The sequence below is a fragment of the Asticcacaulis solisilvae genome (assembly GCF_017875235.1).
In the GTDB taxonomy this organism is placed as follows: domain Bacteria; phylum Pseudomonadota; class Alphaproteobacteria; order Caulobacterales; family Caulobacteraceae; genus Asticcacaulis; species Asticcacaulis solisilvae_A.
The window spans coordinates 545,946-563,073 of record NZ_JAGGMI010000002.1 but is presented as its reverse complement, the minus strand read 5'-3'; the positions used below and the strand labels follow the sequence as shown (position 1 = coordinate 563,073).

Below are 17,128 nucleotides of genomic sequence, written 5' to 3'. Positions count from 1 at the left end.
CAGCTTACCGCCCAAGCGCAAGCCTGAGCGGTCAAGGTGGCGTCGCTTTTAACGCGGCGGTTGCGGGCGCGAAAGCGCTTTGTGCGAAGATCACGCGGCTGTGCACATGATATCGTCTCGATATCCTTGGGTATAATTTCCAAAAAGTCATTTTCGTTCTGGCGCGAACCGGTCTACAACCCCTCGTCGAACGGTAACAGGAGGCGGTCATGTCGAAGCTTTTGCGGGTAGGCGTCGCCGGCGCCGGTGTTTTCGGCGGCTACCATGCCAACAAATACCGTCAGGCCCCCGAATCCGGCATTCCGGTCGAGTTCGTCGGCATCTATGACCTCGACAAGGATCGTGCCGAGGGCCTGGCCGATGGCTATGGCGTCAAAGCGTTTTACGGCGACCAATTCGACGATTTCCTGAGCCGGCTGGATGTGCTGACGGTCGCTACGCCGGCTTTCGCGCACGCTGGTATCGCGCTTAAGGCGCTGAATGCCGGGGTTCATGTCTACAGCGAAAAGCCGTTGGCGACCTCTACTGAAGATGGTGACCGCATGGTGGAGCTGGCGGAGGCGAAAGGCCTGGTGCTGGCTTGTGGCCACCAGGAGCGCAGCGTGTTCGAAGCCATGGGGCTTTATGACGTGACAGAGCGTCCGACGCGCCTGGAAGCTGTCCGCAACGGCACGGCGTCGACACGCAATCTCGATGTTTCGGTTGTGCTCGACCTCATGATCCACGACCTCGACCTGGCGCTCAGCCTGTCGGGCAGCGAACCGGGCGGTCTCGACGCCTCGGCGCGTCGCCGTGAAGAACAGGGATACAGCGCCGCCGGCGCCGATGAAGTGATCGCGGAACTGACCTTCGAGAATGGCTCGACCGCCTCGTTCAAGGCGTCGCGCATGGCTGAAGCCCGTGAACGTACCATGCGGATCGTCTACCCCAGCGGTGAAGTCTCGATCGACTTCCTCAACCGCACCTTCGAAAATACGACGCCCTTCGCGCTCAATGCCGAGTTCTCGGAAGCGGTCATTGCCAAGGATCCGCTGGGGACCAGCGTCTATCGTTTCCTGGAAACCGTCCAGGGCCGCCGCGAACGCCCGCTGTGTACGGGCGAGGAAGCGCTGGCGGCGCTGAGCCTGGCGTTGGCGATCGATGAGGCGGTGGAAGAGCCGGTCGAGGCTGAGTAGCGCAGGCGTTCGTTAAAACGCCTCGCAGGCTTCGCTAATGCGAGTGGCCTTTGAAGATAATGCCGAAAGCCAGGATGCCGTAGCCACCGAGCGCCAGCCAGTAGCGGTATTCGGTGACGTAGGGCAGGGGGCGGAAATAGCCGACCACGCTGGCCATGACGAGCGCCACGGACACGAAGAACAACAGTAATGTCAATGCTGACAGCTTCATGGCCGACGCTTCTTACACCCCACCTGTCCGGTTTACCGGATGCTTTAAAAACCGCCCGCGAGCGGCCTTCCCCAAAGTTATCCCCGACACGGCAAGTCCCGTCAAGGCTTGGGTAAAATTATTGTAAATGCGTCACAAAGCGCGGGCACCAAACAATAGTTCGTGCAAAACCGCGAACACGGCGAAGGTCGAGGCTGCCAGGAACATGCGCGCATAGCCCAGTTCATCGGGCACGAAGGCCGTCCGGCCCTCGATGATGGCGACGAACGGCACGATCGAGGTGCGTTTTTTCAGCAGGCGGTAGACCTCGCCGAACTGGGCTTCACGCTTGCGGTCGATATTGTTGGCGCCCAGCGCGCACACGGCCAGGATGGAGCCGAAAAAGACCCAGCTGGCCAGATTGCCGTTACAGATCAGATGGATCAGAGCCCACAGGCCGATGCCGGCCAGGATCGGATGGCGCGAGACGCGGATAATGCCGTAGACCGGCTTTTCCGGCAGGCCGCGCAAGGAAAGGAGGTTGCTGGGCGATGGGCTGAGCACGCCCAGTACGATCAGGAGAAAGGCCAGGAAATTGCCGACGAGGGCCAGGATGCGCAGGAACAGGGGCGCGGTCCAGAAGGTATGGTTCAGGCCGTCATGATTGCCGAGCGCGATGACGAACGCCACGCTCATCCACATCAGGCCGACGATCGAGAACAGGCTGAAGAGGGTGTAGTAGGCAATCTTGCCGATGCCGCCAATAAGCTGCTCTTTCAGCGTGGTGCCGCTGATCATCAGGTGGATGCACAGGAAGAAGGCGCAGGCGAGCGCTAAGGTCCACATGGGTGACTTAGATGTACGGAATGAGCGGCGCGTTCAGGACGTCGCCATCGGGCTTGGGCGGAGCCGCCGGCGCCGGAGCGGGAATAGCGGGCGCCGGCGCGGGAATGGCGGCCGGCGCCGCGGCTGCCGCAACCTTGGCGGGTTCGGGCGCCGGGGCAAAGGGGGCCGGTGCGCGCAGTTCACTGGGGGCCGGACGGCGCAGGATGGCTTCGACGTGGTAGAACCACTTGCGCGCGGTGACGAGCGCGGCGCGCGGACCTTCGGCGCGGGCGGTCAGGGCATCGTTCGGGTCCCACAGCTTGAGCTCATAGTCCGGGTGCGACGGATCGTCGAAGACCAGGCGCATCACCACGGTCTGGACATTCGGATCGATGTCATCGACGGCCTTGTAGGACCCTGTATCCAGCGGCTTGTTCGAGCCGGCGCGGACGACGCGGGCGAAGACCTTGCCATCGACGAAGACTTCCAGGCCGAACAGGTCGCCGATCGTGTAGATGCGCGTCGGCTTCTTGCCGAAATCGCGGACGATGACGATCTTGTTGGCGGCGTACGAGATGGCGCAGGCGGCGCGGCGCACGGGCTCGATCGATTCGACCTCGGGGCGGGCGCCGGCCAGGGCTTCCTTGACCTCGTCCTCGAGCTTCTTGGGCTGTTCGACACGCGTTTCATAGATCCTGTACAAAATGAACAGGATGGCCAGCACGGCAGCGGACAGAATAATCAGGGCTGGCAAGAATGTCGGCAAGATTCGGACTCTGCTGCAAATGGCACCGCCACATATTAACCACACATTACCAGCGAGGTTAAGAGGGCAACGCCCAAATTAGCCGGAACCCGCATAAAACAGGGGGTAAGTCCCTATTTTCATGCAAATTGTGGTTTCAGTGCCGCAACGCTGACAGGCGAATTTTTGCGCATTCGCCGATCAGGCGCGCATGTGGGCGTAGGCTGTGTCGTCGTCCATCAGGCTGTCGTCGTCCTCCCACGGCGGGATGTCCGAAGGCGTTTCCGGGACGGGGCGCGCCGCCACGGCCGGAGCGGACTGCGGCTTTTCCACCGGTGGAGATGGTGCGGCCTCGACCGGCTGGGGCATGCGCTTGATAACGGCGTCGACGTGCGACAGCCATTTGCGGCCCAGGCGTACGGCCTCGGCGGCCGTCTTGGCGTGGACCGGGTTCTGGGTAATGTCGCCGTAAAGCGTGATTTCAATCTCCGGCGTTTCGACGTGGTCGAACATCAGCCGCAGGATGACGCGCGAGGCATTGGCGTGGTTTTCGTCGAGCAGCCGGCGCGGTTCACCGCGCTGGGCGCGCGCCACGACACGCTCATCGACGATCAGTTCGGCGCCTTCGATCTCATCAAATGCGAACACCAGGCCATGCGCGCCAGTGTCCCACAGGATGGCGAGGTCGCCGGCGGTGAAATCGAGGCCCGCCGCCTTCTTGCCGCTGAGGTCGAAGATGACGGCGTCGGCAGTCTTGCCGAGGGCGGAATGCAGGGCGCGCGACAGGCGGCGGGAGGCTTCGAACCACCACATCAGGCCGGACGCGATCAGGGTCAGGCCGATCCCGGCAAACAGGAAGTAGAGAAGGATACGCGCAGCATGGGCCATGAAAGCTTTACGCCTGATTATGGCTAAGAAAGCTTTAAGCTTGCAGGCAAGCGGTTAATATTCCGTTGTTATTTCGATTTCGACCGGGACGTGATCGGACGGTTTCGCTTCGTCGTGCGTGCGGCCACGCGTGTCCTTGTGAATCGTGAACCCCGTCAACCGGTCGGCAGCCTGGGGCGACAGCAGGTGGTGATCGATGCGGATGCCTTCATTCTTCTGCCAGGCGCCTGCCTGGTAGTCCCAGAAGGTGTAGCGGTTGCCGTCCGGCTGAATGGCCTCGAAGGCGTCGGTATAGCCGAGGTTCTTCAGGCCCTGATAGGCCTGGCGGACGGCCGGCTGATAAAGCGCGTCGTCGAGCCAGACGCTTTCCTTCCAGCAATCGTCCTTGGCCGGGATGATGTTGAAATCGCCGGTGATGACGGTGGCTTCCTCGAAGGCCAGAAGCTCGGCAGCGCGCGTATGCAGGCGCTTCAGCCAGCCGAGCTTATAGGCATACTTGTCGGTGCCGAGCGGATTGCCGTTCGGCAGATATATGCCGACGAAACGGATCGGCCTGGGGGCCTCGACGACGGCTTCGATATAGCGCGACTGCTCGTCCGTCTCGTCGCCGGGCAATCCTTTGGTCACATCGCTCAATGGGAATTTCGACAGGATGGCGACGCCATTCCATGTCTTCTGGCCATGGACGGCGCAGTTATAGCCCAGCGATTCAAAGGCCTCGTACGGGAACTTCTCGTCGATGCACTTGATTTCCTGCAGGGCGCAGACATCGGGCGCGGCGTCGCGGAACCACTCAAGAAGCAGCGGCAGCCGGGCATTGACGGAGTTGACGTTCCAGGTCGCGAGTTTCATGGCCAAAGCTGTAAAGCGGCCGCTGGATTCGAGCAAGCCCAGAGAGAAAACCTAGAGCGAGAAACTCGTTCCGCAGCCGCAGGATGCCGTCGCCAGCGGATTGAGAATCTTGAACTGAGATCCCACCAGTTCCTCGACATAGTCGATCATCGAGCCGGCCATGAGCGGCGCCGATATCTCATCGACGAGCGCCGTGGCGCCGTCGAAACTGATCTCGCTCTCGTCCGGCTGTTTTTCGTTGACCAGGTCGAGCTTGTACTGGAAACCCGAACAGCCGCCGCCTTCGACGATGACACGCAGCATGACGGGGTGGCCGGCGTCCTGGCTCAGGCGGTTGATGTGGCGCGCGGCGGCGGCGGTCAGGGTGATGTTGTGGCTCATGCCCGCCAATATGGAGGCATTTGTCGGCAAAATCAGCCCCCTTGGGCGCAAAACAGACTGAAATCCGGCAATTTTTTAGATGGTTGTTACGGTTTATAGTATAGACCGGCTGATCTTTCATCGCGGATATTTCCATGACCCTGGCAAGCTATGCTTCCGACGTGACCCAAAGCCTCGGCCGTCTCCACGCCGAAGGCGAAGCTTCGCGGCGAACGGCCTTTGCCCGGGATCGCGACCGGATCATCCATTCGACCGCCTTCCGCCGCCTGAAGGGCAAGACCCAGGTCTTTGTCGCCAATGAGGGCGACTATTTCCGCACCCGGCTGACGCATAGCCTCGAAGTCGCGCAGATCGCCCGCTCCCTGGCCCATTCGCTCAATCTCGATGTCGATCTCGCCGAAACCATCGCCCTGTCGCACGACCTGGGCCACCCGCCGTTCGGCCACGCCGGCGAGGACGAACTGCACAAGTGCATGACGCCGTGGGGCGGCTTCGATCATAACGTCCAGACCTTCCGCATCATCACCAAGCTCGAGGTACGCTATCCGGCGTGGGACGGGCTGAACCTGACTTGGGAAACGCTGGAGGGCATTATCAAGCATAACGGTCCGGTCAGCCACCACCTGTCCGAGCCGTCGTGGAAATCGATCACCGATTTCAACGCCATGTGGGATTTGCGCCCCGACACCTTCGCCTCGCTGGAGGCGCAAGTGGCGGCCATTGCCGATGACATCGCCTACAACAATCACGATGTCGATGACGGCCTGCGCGCCGAGCTCTTCACCATCAACGACCTGCTCGACGTGCCGATGATCGGCCCGGCGATCCGTTCGGTGCAAAAGGACTGGCCGTCGCTGAATGACCGCATGCTGCGACTGGAAGCGGTGCGGCGCATGATCGGAACCATGATCGACGACGTCCTGGCTGAAACCGAAAAGCGGATGAGCGAGGACAGGATCGTCGCGCCCGAGGACGTGCGATCCGCCCGGCGCCAGATGGTCCAGTTTTCGAAGGGCGTTTACGACGACCTGTCGCGCCTGCGCGGCTTCCTGTTCGAGCGCATGTATAAGCACTACAAGCTTAACCGCACGCGTTCCTACGCCAAGCGAACGCTGAACGCCATGTTCCATCTTTTCCTGGAAGAGCCCGACACCCTGCCGACCGAATGGTTTCAACTGGTGTGTTCAAAGGATTCGGAAACGGCGCGGGCGCGGGTTATCTGCGACTATATCGCCGGCATGACCGACTCGTTCGCCATAGACGAGCATCGCCGTCTTTTCTCCTTTTAAGAGTCCTTCTTTCCAGGATTCTTACAATCGTGCCGCCGCAAAGGCAGCGCCTATTTATCCGCGCCGGGCCATTCTGATGGTGTTCGCGGACCCGGTTTCGCGCAAGTCCGATGTGAATTCCAGGTCCTTACCGGAGCTTCGATTATGCGCACTTCCGTTCCTATTGTACCTGCGATTGCGGCGGTGATTGCCCTTGTTGCCGCGCTGACCGCCGTATCCTGGATGAGCCAACCCGACACCGCCGCCCCCGTTCCCGTGGTGGCGCAGATGTGACCCGTAAGGCCGGGGCGGCGCCCGCTGCCCCGGCAGGGTCTTTCATCATTTGGGCTGCAACAGGTCCCACAAATTTCCGAAACGATCGCGGAAAACGCAGACCGTACCGTAAGCTTCGTGACGCGGTTCTTCGGTGAATGTCACGCCGGCCGCCTTAAACCGCGCAAAATCGCGGTCAAAATCATCGGTGTGCAAGATGAGAAAGACGCGGCCACCGGTCTGGTCGCCAATGCGTGCCATTTGTTCCGGCTTTGAAGCCTTGGCCAGCAGCATGCGCGTTTCCTTTGACCCGGGCGGTGCGACCAGCACCCAGCGCTTGCCACCGCCAAGGTCGGTGTCTTCGATCAGGTCAAAGCCCATGCCCCCGCAATAATGCGCAATCGCTTCGTCGTAGTCAGGGACAAGCAGGCTGATGGCCGCCAGAAAGCTGCTCACCGGGCGGATTTCTTGACCAGGAACATGGCGGCGTCGGCTTCAGACAGCCAGACCTCGGCCGATGGCTGGGCGGCGAAGGCGCGCACGCCGAACGAGCCGCCGGTTTTCAGGAAAAGCCCCTTGTACTCGAAGGTGCCGAGCGCCAGTTCAGCCTCGAGCTTGAGCGCCTTGATACGCGAAGAGTTGAGGTCGGCGCGGCGCAGCAGGATGGCGAACTCATCGCCGCCGATGCGGCCGACGCTGTCGCCTTCGCGCACGCTGCCGGTCAGGGTTTCGGCGACATAGATCAGGGCCGCATCGCCCGCCGCATGGCCATAGGCGTCGTTGATGCCCTTGAAGCCGTCCATATCGAGATAGATCAGGCAGGCCTGTTCGTCGTAGCGGCGGCAGTCGGCCATGGCGCGCTGCATTTCGCGCAGGAAGGCGCGGCGGTTCAGCGTGGGCGTCAGGACGTCCGAATCGGCCAGGGCCTGCGCATCGCTGAGCGCCTTGCCTTGCGCTTCCAGTTGCGCCTTCAGGCGGGCGTTTTCAGCCTTCAGGTTTTCGATCAAAGCCAGGGTCGCGGCGGAAACGGAGGCTTCGGCCGGACTTGCCGGATAGGGAGAGGGCGGGGCAGGAACGATGATGTCCATCACCGGCGTTTCGGCCAGCCGCGGTTCCGGCGTGGGCGCAGGGGCGGCTTCGATTTCCTGTATCTCGAAATACTGGGCCAGCAGGCTTTGCATCGACGCCGTGGTCGCGGGCCTTGGACCTTCGGGACGACCGGAAGGCGTAAGGCTTGCGGCGGTTGCCGCGCTCACAGGGAAATGTTGCGAGTCCAATACGATAAAACCTGGAACTGATAGATGTGACGCGGCTCATCCCCAACCGCATCGATGGCTATATCAAAGCATAGTCAAAAGTGTGGCGCAATGTCGCGAAAGGCCCGTTAACCTCGATTAATGGCAAGATTTTGTGACCATTGCGGTGCACAAGTTGAGGACAAATCATGTCTTGCAGTGGGAAGGCTTGTGACTATACTCCGCGCCTTTCCGAACACCCCTGTCGTACAAGGATATCCGATGGCTGAAACCCCTCCTGTGGCAATCATCATGGGGTCGCGATCCGACTGGGGCGTGATGAAGGCGGCGGCGGCGATCCTGGACAGCCTGAACGTGCCCTATGAAGCGAAGGTCGTTTCGGCGCACCGCACGCCTGACCGCATGTATGAATTTGCCAAGGGCGCCAAGGCGGCGGGTTTCAAGGTCATCATCGCGGGCGCCGGCGGCGCGGCCCACCTGCCGGGCATGACGGCGTCGCTGACCACCCTGCCAGTCCTGGGCGTGCCCGTGCCTTTGAAAGAGGGCCTGAAGGGAATCGATTCGCTGCTGTCGATCGTGCAGATGCCGGGCGGTATCCCCGTCGGCACTTTGGCAACAGGTGAGGCCGGCGCCAAGAATGCCGGCATCCTGGCGGCGCAGATACTGGCGTTGAATGACGCGGAACTGGCGGCGCGCGTCGAAGCGCTGCGCCAGGCCCAGACCGACGGCGTGCCCGAGACGGTGGAAGACTGATGGAGCCTTTAAGATTAGGGGCGACGATCGGCATTCTTGGCGACGGCCAACTGGGCCGGATGTTGTCGCAGGCGGCGTCGCGGCTGGGCTTCAAGGTCGTGACCTTTGGGCCCGACCAGCAGTCGCCGGCCGCGCAGGTGTCGCTGGCCTCGAAGGTCGCGGCCTATTCCGACGAAGACGCGCTGGCCAAGTTCGCCGAGGGCTGTGACGTCGTGACCTTTGAGTTCGAGAATGTGCCCGCGACCAGCCTCGATTTTTTGGTGTCGAAGGGGGCGGTGGTGGCGCCGTCGTCCAAAGCCCTGCGCATCACCCAGGACCGCGTGTTCGAAAAGCGCTTTGCCCGCGAAGCTGGAATCGGCACGGTCGACTTCTTTGAGATCAACAGCCTAGACGACCTGGCCGCGGCCTATCGCGACAGCCCGACGCCCCAGGCGCTGCTGAAAACCCGGCGCGAAGGTTATGACGGCAAGGGCCAGGTGTGGGTACGCTCCGCGCAGGATGTTGACCAGGCCTATGCCTCGCTGAACGGCCGGCCGTCGATCCTGGAAGCAAAGGCGGATTTCGTCCGCGAAATTTCGGTAGTGGCGGCGCGTGGCTGGGACGGCAGCATCCGGACCTTCCCGATCGGCGAAAACCACCACGTGCACGGCATCCTGTCGACCACCCTGGCGCCGGCAGATGTGCCCTTCAATGTCCAGGAAGAAGCGCATGATATCGCCGTCAAGGTGCTGAATGGTCTCGACTATGTCGGCGTGCTGGCGGTCGAGCTGTTCGTCCTGCCCGGCAACCGCCTGCTGCTCAACGAGATTGCACCGCGCGTCCACAATTCCGGTCACTGGACCCAGGACGGCTGCGTCTGCGACCAGTTCGAACAGCATATCCGCGCCGTCGCCGGCTGGCCGCTGGGCGATTCGACAGCGCGCTGTACCGTCGAAATGACCAATCTGCTGGGCCCCGATATCCTCGAATGGCCGACCCTGGCGGCAGAACCGCAGTCGCGCCTCTATGTCTACGGCAAGGAAGAGCCGCGTCCCGGCCGCAAGATGGGCCATATCAACCGGATCAAATCGTAATGTTCGTACTGTCCCTGACCTATAAGGTGCCTGAAGCCGAGGTCGACAAGCACCTCGACGCCCACGTGACGTGGCTGCGCGAAGGCTATCGCACCGGCATGTTCCTGGCGTCGGGCCGCAAGGTCCCGCGCACAGGGGGTATGATCTTCGCCCAGGGTACGCGGGATGAGGTGGAGGCCATGGCCAAGCTGGACCCGTTTTCGGTGTACGGCGTCGCCGACGTCGAGATCACCGAGATCAACCTGACCATGACCGCCGAGGGCCTTGAGGCGCTTAAGGGCTAGGACATGAGATCTTGGCTAAGCGCGGAAATCCCCCTTCCGTCCGCTTCGCGTCCACCTTCCCCGTAAACGGGGAAGGAATTAAATATGCCAATTCAGTATCTTCCTTCCCCGTTTACGGGGAAGGTGGCATTTGCGGAGCAAATGACGGAAGGGGGAGCTTAATGTCTCGAAGCGCTAGGGCATCGCATTCAGCTTAAGCGTCATGAAAGCCACCGTGCCGCTTGGATTGTTGCCATAGATCGGTTTCAGGGCGTCCGGCACGGTGTTGAACTGCTGGACCAGACCCAGGCCGACAGTGGCCTGCGCGTTGATCCGGAAAGTGCGCACCCCGCCCAGTTCGGTCTTGGCGACCCAGTGGGCATCGTGCACCAGTTCGTCGCTGCGGATCCGCTCATAGCGGGCCAGAGCCATCCACTGCGGGTTGATCGTCCAGGTGTTTTCGAACAGCCAGCCGTCCAGCGGCTTCTCGTCGCCATGATGGCCGTTTTCGCTCTCGCGACGCGCCCAGGACAGGGTCGAGCGCAGTCCGCCAAGCCCCTCGAAGTCGCGCGCATACTCAACACTCGCGGACTGCTTGGTCTGATCCTTCTCGGGCTCAAGGCCCTCCGGGCTGATCTGGCGCGCCCACGACGCCTGGGCTTTCAGCGCCGGCGTCATCCGCCACGTCAGTCTGAGCGACGTCGAATCGAGGCGCGGGCGTTCGAAGTCGAAGCGCTGTTCGTCCGGTTCGCGGCCGGTGAACTGCGACGCCTCAAGCGTGAACGGACCTTTCGCGACACCGGCGGTAACGACACCCCAGGTAATATGACCGCTGTCCAGCCAATGGTGGGTAAGCGGCGCGGTCGGGAAGTTTTCGCCTGACGGCCGGTGCATGAAGGCCGTGGGGCCGAAGGCGAACTCGCCCGGATAGCCGACCTCGCCGAACACACTGACATCGCCGTCGAAGCGGCGCGTCAGCCTGGCCGTCAGTCCCATGAACAGGTCGTGCGGATGCTGGCGGTCGACGAGGTGCGTAACACCATCGGCCGTTTCTCCGGCCTGGAGCAGCAGGGGATAGCCGTCCTTGCCCATGAACGGATCGGGCGACAGCATGGCTTCGAGTTCCAGCCTGTTGCGGTCGCCGAAGTTTCGGCTGGCCATCATCATGACCATGCCCGCGAGGAAGGCCTTGTCGCCGCCGCGCGGACCCGACTGATGGCTGTTGGCCAGGGTCAGGGTGGCGTGATTGTGGATGCGCCATTCCGAGCTCGGTGCGTCGTGCATGTGGGCGTGGTCGGTTTGCGCCGGTGGTGCGGCGTCCTGCGCGTGGTGGTCGTGCGATTGCGTGAAAGCGGCGGCGGGCCACAGGGCAAGCGCCGCGAGGGCCGTGGAGGCGGCCCGAACAGAAATAGACATGGTTTGCGTCCTTAAAGATGTGATCGGGAAGGTGGCGATCACATGCTCTTGGGCGGCGGGGGCTCGTGGACGGGCGGCAGGCTCGACAGTTTCAGAACCGGCGCCGGAGTAAGGCTGAGATATTCGACGCGCGCCACGGATGGCACAAAGACCTCGGCGGGTGCGATGACCACGGGCTGGCTGCAACACGGCATCATCGTCGGCTGGGACTTCGGTTCTGGCGTCTGGTGGTGGTCGGCCTGTTCGTGACACGGCGGTTCGGCGACCGGCATGGCCATGCCGGCGTGCGCCGTGGCCGTGATACCGAACAGCATCCATAGGCAGGCCAGAAGGGTGCGGACGGCCTTCACTGCCCCGTTTCCGCCGGCTGGCCTTGACCGAAGCGTAGCTTGCCGAGACTGGCGGCCAGTTGCAGGAAAGCCGATTCCGGCTTGAACGGCATCTTGGCCTTGAACTTCTCGTATTCCATGACCGCGTCAATATTGCGCGAAATCTGCTCGGACTGGGCTTCGGCGCCGCGCGACAGCCGCGTCAGCATGGCCGCGGCCAAGATACCGCAAACGATGGTGCGCTTGGAATAGTGGTTCTCGTCCAACGCCTTGTCGCCGGCCAGCCGCCAGATGAGATCGGCGGTGTCCCACATCAGCCGGCGATGCAGGTCGATATGTGTCGGCAGCATGAGGAAGCCCGTCAGCCGGTGCGCCAGCTTTTCGTCGCGCGCAAAGGCGTCGATGCGCAGGTTGAGGAGATGATTGATCTTCTCGCGGATCTTCATGCCGGGGAGGGCGTCCATTACACCGGGAGAGGTCAGCACAGCGTCGTGGCCGCGCCACAATATGGCGGCGATATCGGAGGCGCCGTTGGGGGCGATCAGGTCGCGTTCGCCTTCGCTGAGGCCCGCGGCCTTAGCACCGGCCTGGAAGCTCATGCGGTTCAGGCCCAGTTCCGGCACGAAACCGGCGACGGCCTGGGCCAGTTGGGCTTCGGCGGTTTTGAGATCGGAAAAGGGCTCGGGCGCGCTCATGAAGCATAGGATAGGCGCTCTATGTGCGCCCGCCAAGGGGCGTCGGCCTGCAAATTGTCGCAGAGCTAAGGATCGCCTGCAAAAAAACGTGACACGAATTCCCTTTTTCAGGTGGGCTTTGGCTGGACAGGGGCGTAGGTGTGATGTATGGGCAGTGCGATCGTCCCGCAGACTCCGTTTGCGGGCTCAACTTTTTTTACATCCCATGGCGGAGAGGACCGGCTGCGGCGCGGGCCCTGTCCTCGAAGGGGCCGCCAACAAGACCGAATGGAGAGAGACCTCTGGTACAGATTTTCGTCCGTGACAACAATGTCGACCAGGCCCTGAAGGCCCTCAAGAAGAAGATGCAGCGTGAAGGCTCGTTCCGTGAAATGAAGCGCCACGTGCACTACGAAAAGCCTTCCGAAAAGCGCGCCCGCCAGCAGGCGGAAGCCGTGCGCCGCGCCCGCAAGCTGGCCCGCAAGCGCATCCAGCGCGAAGGTGGCGCCACCGGCGGCCGTCCTTCCAAGGCATAATGATACGGACATCTGTATAAAAGCGCTGAAGGCCACGCCTTCGGCGCTTTTTTCATGACTTAGCTTTATCGCGATATTCAAGGCGAAAACCGCTCCACACTTTTCGCCATATCGCTCCAGCACGGAGACTTCCAGTTGGCGACCCGCATGACCGACCCGAGCCTGCCCGATCCCAACGACCTGGCCCTGCTGACGACCGCCATGCCGGCCGACACCAATCCGTCGGGGGATATCTTCGGCGGCTGGCTGATGTCGATGATGGACCTGGCGGCCGGCAATGTCGCCTCTCGCATGTCGCGCGGCCGGGTGGCGACCATCGCGGTCGACGGCATGGTCTTTCTGACGCCCGTCCACGTCGGCGACGAGGTCAGCGTCTATGCCCGCCTGATCTCGACGGGCCGGACCTCGATGAAGCTGCAGGTCGACGCCTATCGCCGCCCGCGCGAAAGCCTGGAAAAGACGCGCGTCACCGAAGCCAGCTTCACCTTCGTCGCCATCGACGAGGCCGGCCGCCCCCGCCCCGTTAACCGATAAACGCTTTTCAGCCGTTTAGATTATGTTAATAATGGGGCTAGCGGGCCGGGTGTGCGGGACACCCCGGTAAGATCGGGACATAAGAAGAAAAGGGCCCCACCATGCAATCGACCTTCATGAGCCGTTTCCAGGATTGGCTTGGCGAATGGAACGACGGGAAGACGCGTCAGCTGCTCGTCGTGCTTCTGGCCGTACTTCTGGGCCTTCTGATCGGCATGGTGACGTACACGATCGCCAAGGCTGTCTTCTATGCGATCGCACCGCGCTATCCTGACATCGACTTCAGCGCCCAGTCCGAACTGCTGAAAACTGATCCGATCGGGTCCTTCTGGGTGATCGCTGTCTCATGGGCCTTTGGCACCACGGCCGGCGCCTACTGCGCCGTGCGCTGGGCCAAGATCGGCCAGTTCCCGGGCTGGATCGCCGGCGTGCTGCTGGCCGCCTTCTATCTCATCGACCTGTTCGTCCAGCCCAATACTCTGCTGATCTTCCTGGTCTGTCCGGTGATTGTCGGCCTGTGCGCCTGGGGCGGCGGCTGGCTGGGTATGTATGTCAACGTGCAGAAGTCGTACAAGGCTGACGCGCCATTAGCCGAACCGGCCAGCGTCGCCGCCGCTGTCGAAGATCCTATTTCAGAATAATCAGCGTCCGGACACGCGGTCCAGCCTGATCTGAACCGCGTGCTTTAGCGCGACATTTTATTTCGGCGGGTTGTCGAACAGCGCAGTCGACGCGGCATGGCTCAGGGTGATTCGCGTGGCGCCCGGAAATTGCGAAGGCACGAAGTAGGGCGTGCCGGCTGGATACTCGCCCGCACCGTCAGTGCGCGGCAGGCTCTTCTGCTGGCCATTGACCTCGACCGTGCCTGAACCGCCGCCGACAAAATAGACGCGGTCAAGTTTCTTGACCATGAAGGACATGGCGCCGGCGATCCTACCTATGGCGTTATTGCCCTGTCGGACACCCAGGGCCAGTCCGGCAGCATCATAGGTTCGGCCATTCGGCTGGGGCGAATGCACCTTGATCTTCATGGAATACGAGCCCGATTGCGGCCCGCTGATGGTGACCTTGGCGCCGCTGTTGAGCTGCGCAAGTGTCGGCAAAGGCGTGATCCGGCCATCGCCCTGTATGGTCAGCGGAATTTGGCGGTTGCCGTCGATAAGAGTGACCTTCACCTGCGACTTGTCGGCATGCTTGATGCGGGCGACGTAATAGACGCTGATCTGAGAGCGGTCGGCGGCGGGCAGGCTCAGGAAGCCCTTCAGGCCTGGAAAGGCGTCGGACGCCGCGGCCGTCGAAGTCGACATGCCGCCTTCGGTTGAAATCTGGGGCACTTTGAGCTGCGCCATGGCCGGCGTGCCGGTGGCCAGCACGGACAGGGCCGCAACGGACAGGACAATCTTCTTCATACTCATCGACTTCATCACCCCCGAAACAGGACACTTGCCTAGCATATGGGCGCAATGGTGCCAAATGAAGGCTGAATGACGCATGAATGCATAAGCCGGGCATAAGTTCAGTTGGGGTGGCGCGCCTTCGTGGTCGCGTAGCCATAGGCCAGAATGTCGCGCAGCACGTCCCGGTCGATATCCGCCAGCCGTTTAATATAAAGACAGGAACGGGCGGTTGTGTGCTTGCCCAGCCGTGACAGAGGCTCTGCCAGGCCGTCGAAACCCGGCATGATGTAGAGGGTGATATCGCCCTTGCGCGGCGAAAAGCCGATCAGCGGCCAGGTCTGCGGCTTTTTGCTGGAATTGACGTAGGTGTACTGGCCAAAGCCGACAATGGCGTCGCCCCACATGACGGGCGGCTCACCGGTAACGTCGGCCAGCATGTCGATAAGGACCAGGGAGTCCGCCCGATGCCGTTCCGGCGCCTGTGTCTCGACAAAGACGCGCGGATCGACATCGGTGGGTCTGGTCTTGGGCTCGGACATGGCCTCGAGCTTACAGCCCCTTGACGATGCCTTCGACCATTTTCTTGGCATCGGCGAACAGCATCATGGTGTTGTCGCGGAAGAAGAGCTCGTTTTCGACGCCGGCATAGCCCGCCGCCATGCCGCGCTTGACGAACAAAACGGTCTGGGCCTTTTCGACGTCGAGGATCGGCATGCCGTAGATGGCCGAGGTCGGGTCGGTCTTGGCGGCCGGGTTGGTGACGTCATTGGCGCCGATGACGAAGGCGACATCGGCCGTGGCGAATTCCGAGTTGATGTCTTCCAGCTCAAAAACTTCGTCGTAGGGCACATTGGCTTCGGCCAGCAGGACGTTCATGTGTCCGGGCATACGGCCAGCAACCGGATGGATGGCGTACTTCACCTCGACGCCTTCCTCCTTCAGCTTGTCGGCCATTTCGCGGAGCGCATGCTGGGCCTGGGCGACGGCCATGCCGTAGCCCGGGACGATGATGACCTTGGAGGCGTTCTTCATGATGAAGGCAGCGTCGTCGGCCGAGCCCTGCTTGACCGGGCGGGTTTCGACCTTGCCACCTGCAGTGGTCGCGCTCGCGTCGCCACCGAAACCGCCGAGGATGACGCTGACGAAGCTGCGGTTCATGCCCTTACACATGATGTAGCTGAGGATCGCGCCCGAGGAGCCGACCAGAGCGCCGGTGATGATCAGGGCGATGTTTTCCAGCGTAAAGCCGAGCGCCGCCGCGGCCCAGCCCGAATAGGAGTTGAGCATCGACACGACGACCGGCATGTCGGCGCCGCCGATCGGGATGATCAGGGTGATGCCGAGCACCAGCGACAGGCCGAAGATGCCCCAGAACGCCCACTGCGTGTCCGGCGTGCCGTGATTGACGACCATATAGACGATCAGGCCGATGATAGCGACGCCCAGCGCGATGTTGAGCAGGTGGCGCGCCGGCAGGATAATCGGCGCACCTGACATATTGCCGTTGAGCTTGGCGAAGGCGATGACCGAGCCGGTAAAGGTGATGGCGCCGATGGCGCAACCCAGCGCCAGTTCTATGATCGACTGGGTGTGAATGCCGTCCAGGCCATTGTCGATGCCGGAGGCGCGTGGGGCATAAAGGGCGCCGATGGCGACCATGCACGCGGCCATGCCGACCAGGCTGTGGAAGGCCGCGACCAGTTGCGGCATCGAGGTCATGGAGACCTTCTGCGCGATGACCGTGCCCGCGATGCCGCCAACCGCGATGCCGGCCAGGATGATGACGATGGTCGTTGCATCCAGCGAGCCGGCACTCATCAGGTGGAAGATGGTCACGCCGACGGCGATAGCCATGCCGACCATGCCGTAGAGATTGCCTTGACGCGAGGTCTCAGGCGACGACAGGCCGCGCAGGGCAAGAATGAACAGGACGCCCGAAACGAGATAGGCGAGGGTAGTTAGCTGTTCCATTAGTGCTTGCCCCCTTCAGTCTTCTTTTCTTTTTTCTTGTACATGGCCAGCATCCGGCGCGTGACCATGAAGCCACCGAAGATGTTGACGGCGGCCAGCGCCGAGGCGAGACCGCCAGCGCCCTTGGCGACCCACGCGCCCATTCCGCTGTTCATTTCGGTGACGCTGGCAGCGGCGGCGATCAGCGCGCCGACAATGATCACCGAGGAAATGGCGTTGGTGACGGCCATCAGCGGCGTATGCAGGGCGGGCGTAACGCTCCACACGACGTAGTAGCCGACGAAGATGGCCAGGACGAAGATGGCCAGGTGATAGATGACTTCCATTGT

General features: G+C 62.1%; 24 protein-coding genes. 9 read left to right on the top strand and 15 right to left on the bottom strand.

Going from position 1 to position 17,128, the window contains the following annotated elements; all coding sequences use genetic code 11:
* Positions 1-209: 209 nt before the first annotated feature.
* On the top strand, positions 210-1,175 hold the full coding sequence (locus J2X24_RS05810) for a Gfo/Idh/MocA family protein (RefSeq protein ID WP_209717944.1): 966 nt from the start codon (positions 210-212) through the stop codon (positions 1,173-1,175).
* A gap of 34 nt (positions 1,176-1,209) precedes the next feature.
* Here J2X24_RS05810 and J2X24_RS05805 read toward each other — a convergent pair whose 3' ends face one another.
* The 6 genes from J2X24_RS05805 to J2X24_RS05780 form a co-directional block, all read right to left on the bottom strand.
* Positions 1,210-1,386 (bottom strand): hypothetical protein, encoded by a 177-nt coding sequence (locus J2X24_RS05805; protein WP_209717942.1) that lies wholly within the window; start codon positions 1,384-1,386, stop codon positions 1,210-1,212.
* Between the two features lie 132 nt (positions 1,387-1,518).
* Positions 1,519-2,211, bottom strand: a complete 693-nt coding sequence (locus J2X24_RS05800; protein ID WP_209717940.1) for an NnrU family protein — start codon at positions 2,209-2,211, stop codon at positions 1,519-1,521.
* A 7-nt stretch (positions 2,212-2,218) separates the two neighbouring features.
* Complete coding sequence (locus J2X24_RS05795) at positions 2,219-2,956, bottom strand: hypothetical protein (RefSeq protein ID WP_209717937.1); 738 nt, start codon at positions 2,954-2,956, stop codon at positions 2,219-2,221.
* Between the two features lie 180 nt (positions 2,957-3,136).
* Entirely contained in the window at positions 3,137-3,823 is a 687-nt protein-coding gene (locus tag J2X24_RS05790; protein WP_209717934.1) for a hypothetical protein, read from the bottom strand.
* A gap of 54 nt (positions 3,824-3,877) precedes the next feature.
* Positions 3,878-4,675 carry an exodeoxyribonuclease III gene (xth, locus tag J2X24_RS05785; protein ID WP_209717931.1) on the bottom strand — a complete coding sequence of 266 codons (798 nt, stop codon included), beginning with the start codon at positions 4,673-4,675 and terminating at the stop codon, positions 3,878-3,880.
* A gap of 51 nt (positions 4,676-4,726) precedes the next feature.
* On the bottom strand, positions 4,727-5,056 hold the full coding sequence (locus J2X24_RS05780; protein WP_209718333.1) for a HesB/IscA family protein: 330 nt from the start codon (positions 5,054-5,056) through the stop codon (positions 4,727-4,729).
* 134 nt (positions 5,057-5,190) lie between these two features.
* On the opposite strand from J2X24_RS05780, the gene J2X24_RS05775 reads away from it, so the two are divergent.
* Positions 5,191-6,345, top strand: a complete 1,155-nt coding sequence (locus tag J2X24_RS05775) for a deoxyguanosinetriphosphate triphosphohydrolase (protein WP_209717928.1) — start codon at positions 5,191-5,193, stop codon at positions 6,343-6,345.
* A gap of 144 nt (positions 6,346-6,489) precedes the next feature.
* Positions 6,490-6,618 (top strand): hypothetical protein, encoded by a 129-nt coding sequence (locus tag J2X24_RS22700; RefSeq protein ID WP_281064919.1) that lies wholly within the window; start codon positions 6,490-6,492, stop codon positions 6,616-6,618.
* A 45-nt stretch (positions 6,619-6,663) separates the two neighbouring features.
* On the opposite strand, the gene J2X24_RS05770 is transcribed toward J2X24_RS22700, so the two are convergent.
* Complete coding sequence (locus tag J2X24_RS05770; protein ID WP_209717925.1) at positions 6,664-7,053, bottom strand: VOC family protein; 390 nt, start codon at positions 7,051-7,053, stop codon at positions 6,664-6,666.
* The gene (locus J2X24_RS22475) at positions 7,050-7,853 is read right to left on the bottom strand and encodes a GGDEF domain-containing protein (protein ID WP_310002523.1); all 804 of its coding nucleotides are present in this window, start codon (positions 7,851-7,853) and stop codon (positions 7,050-7,052) included. The genes J2X24_RS05770 and J2X24_RS22475 overlap by 4 nt, the downstream gene beginning before the upstream one ends.
* Before the next feature lie 261 nt (positions 7,854-8,114).
* Between J2X24_RS22475 and purE the strand changes: the two genes are divergently transcribed.
* From purE to J2X24_RS05750, 3 genes are read left to right on the top strand one after another with little or no spacing between them, the layout of a single operon-like run.
* Positions 8,115-8,606, top strand: a complete 492-nt coding sequence (gene purE, locus J2X24_RS05760) for a 5-(carboxyamino)imidazole ribonucleotide mutase (RefSeq protein WP_209717922.1) — start codon at positions 8,115-8,117, stop codon at positions 8,604-8,606.
* Positions 8,606-9,679, top strand: a complete 1,074-nt coding sequence (locus J2X24_RS05755; protein WP_209717921.1) for a 5-(carboxyamino)imidazole ribonucleotide synthase — start codon at positions 8,606-8,608, stop codon at positions 9,677-9,679. The genes purE and J2X24_RS05755 overlap by 1 nt, the downstream gene beginning before the upstream one ends.
* The gene (locus tag J2X24_RS05750; RefSeq protein WP_209717918.1) at positions 9,679-9,963 is read left to right on the top strand and encodes a YciI family protein; all 285 of its coding nucleotides are present in this window, start codon (positions 9,679-9,681) and stop codon (positions 9,961-9,963) included. The genes J2X24_RS05755 and J2X24_RS05750 overlap by 1 nt, the downstream gene beginning before the upstream one ends.
* 174 nt (positions 9,964-10,137) lie before the next feature.
* On the opposite strand, the gene J2X24_RS05745 is transcribed toward J2X24_RS05750, so the two are convergent.
* The 3 genes from J2X24_RS05745 to J2X24_RS05735 are packed head-to-tail and all read right to left on the bottom strand — an operon-like array spanning position 10,138 to position 12,382.
* Positions 10,138-11,358 (bottom strand): hypothetical protein, encoded by a 1,221-nt coding sequence (locus tag J2X24_RS05745; protein WP_209717915.1) that lies wholly within the window; start codon positions 11,356-11,358, stop codon positions 10,138-10,140.
* A gap of 38 nt (positions 11,359-11,396) precedes the next feature.
* Positions 11,397-11,708, bottom strand: a complete 312-nt coding sequence (locus J2X24_RS05740) for a hypothetical protein (RefSeq protein ID WP_209717913.1) — start codon at positions 11,706-11,708, stop codon at positions 11,397-11,399.
* Positions 11,705-12,382 (bottom strand): COQ9 family protein, encoded by a 678-nt coding sequence (locus J2X24_RS05735; RefSeq protein ID WP_209717910.1) that lies wholly within the window; start codon positions 12,380-12,382, stop codon positions 11,705-11,707. Before J2X24_RS05735 ends, J2X24_RS05740 begins: the two co-directional genes overlap by 4 nt.
* 236 nt (positions 12,383-12,618) lie before the next feature.
* Between J2X24_RS05735 and rpsU the strand changes: the two genes are divergently transcribed.
* From rpsU to J2X24_RS05720, 3 genes are all read left to right on the top strand, one after another.
* Complete coding sequence (rpsU, locus tag J2X24_RS05730; RefSeq protein WP_209718327.1) at positions 12,619-12,897, top strand: 30S ribosomal protein S21; 279 nt, start codon at positions 12,619-12,621, stop codon at positions 12,895-12,897.
* Between the two features lie 147 nt (positions 12,898-13,044).
* Positions 13,045-13,431, top strand: a complete 387-nt coding sequence (locus J2X24_RS05725) for an acyl-CoA thioesterase (protein WP_209717907.1) — start codon at positions 13,045-13,047, stop codon at positions 13,429-13,431.
* A 101-nt stretch (positions 13,432-13,532) separates the two neighbouring features.
* Positions 13,533-14,072 (top strand): hypothetical protein, encoded by a 540-nt coding sequence (locus J2X24_RS05720; protein WP_209717904.1) that lies wholly within the window; start codon positions 13,533-13,535, stop codon positions 14,070-14,072.
* A 57-nt stretch (positions 14,073-14,129) separates the two neighbouring features.
* On the opposite strand, the gene J2X24_RS05715 is transcribed toward J2X24_RS05720, so the two are convergent.
* The 4 genes from J2X24_RS05715 to J2X24_RS05700 form a co-directional block, all read right to left on the bottom strand.
* Complete coding sequence (locus J2X24_RS05715) at positions 14,130-14,840, bottom strand: hypothetical protein (RefSeq protein ID WP_245344454.1); 711 nt, start codon at positions 14,838-14,840, stop codon at positions 14,130-14,132.
* 107 nt (positions 14,841-14,947) lie between these two features.
* Positions 14,948-15,367: a DUF1801 domain-containing protein gene (locus tag J2X24_RS05710; protein ID WP_209717898.1), complete on the bottom strand. Its 420-nt coding sequence runs from the start codon at positions 15,365-15,367 to the stop codon at positions 14,948-14,950.
* Between the two features lie 10 nt (positions 15,368-15,377).
* Positions 15,378-16,799 carry an NAD(P)(+) transhydrogenase (Re/Si-specific) subunit beta gene (locus J2X24_RS05705; RefSeq protein ID WP_209717895.1) on the bottom strand — a complete coding sequence of 474 codons (1,422 nt, stop codon included), beginning with the start codon at positions 16,797-16,799 and terminating at the stop codon, positions 15,378-15,380.
* Positions 16,799-17,125, bottom strand: coding sequence for a proton-translocating transhydrogenase family protein (locus J2X24_RS05700; protein ID WP_209717892.1), 327 nt, complete (start codon positions 17,123-17,125; stop codon positions 16,799-16,801). Before J2X24_RS05700 ends, J2X24_RS05705 begins: the two co-directional genes overlap by 1 nt.
* Positions 17,126-17,128 lie beyond the last annotated feature (3 nt).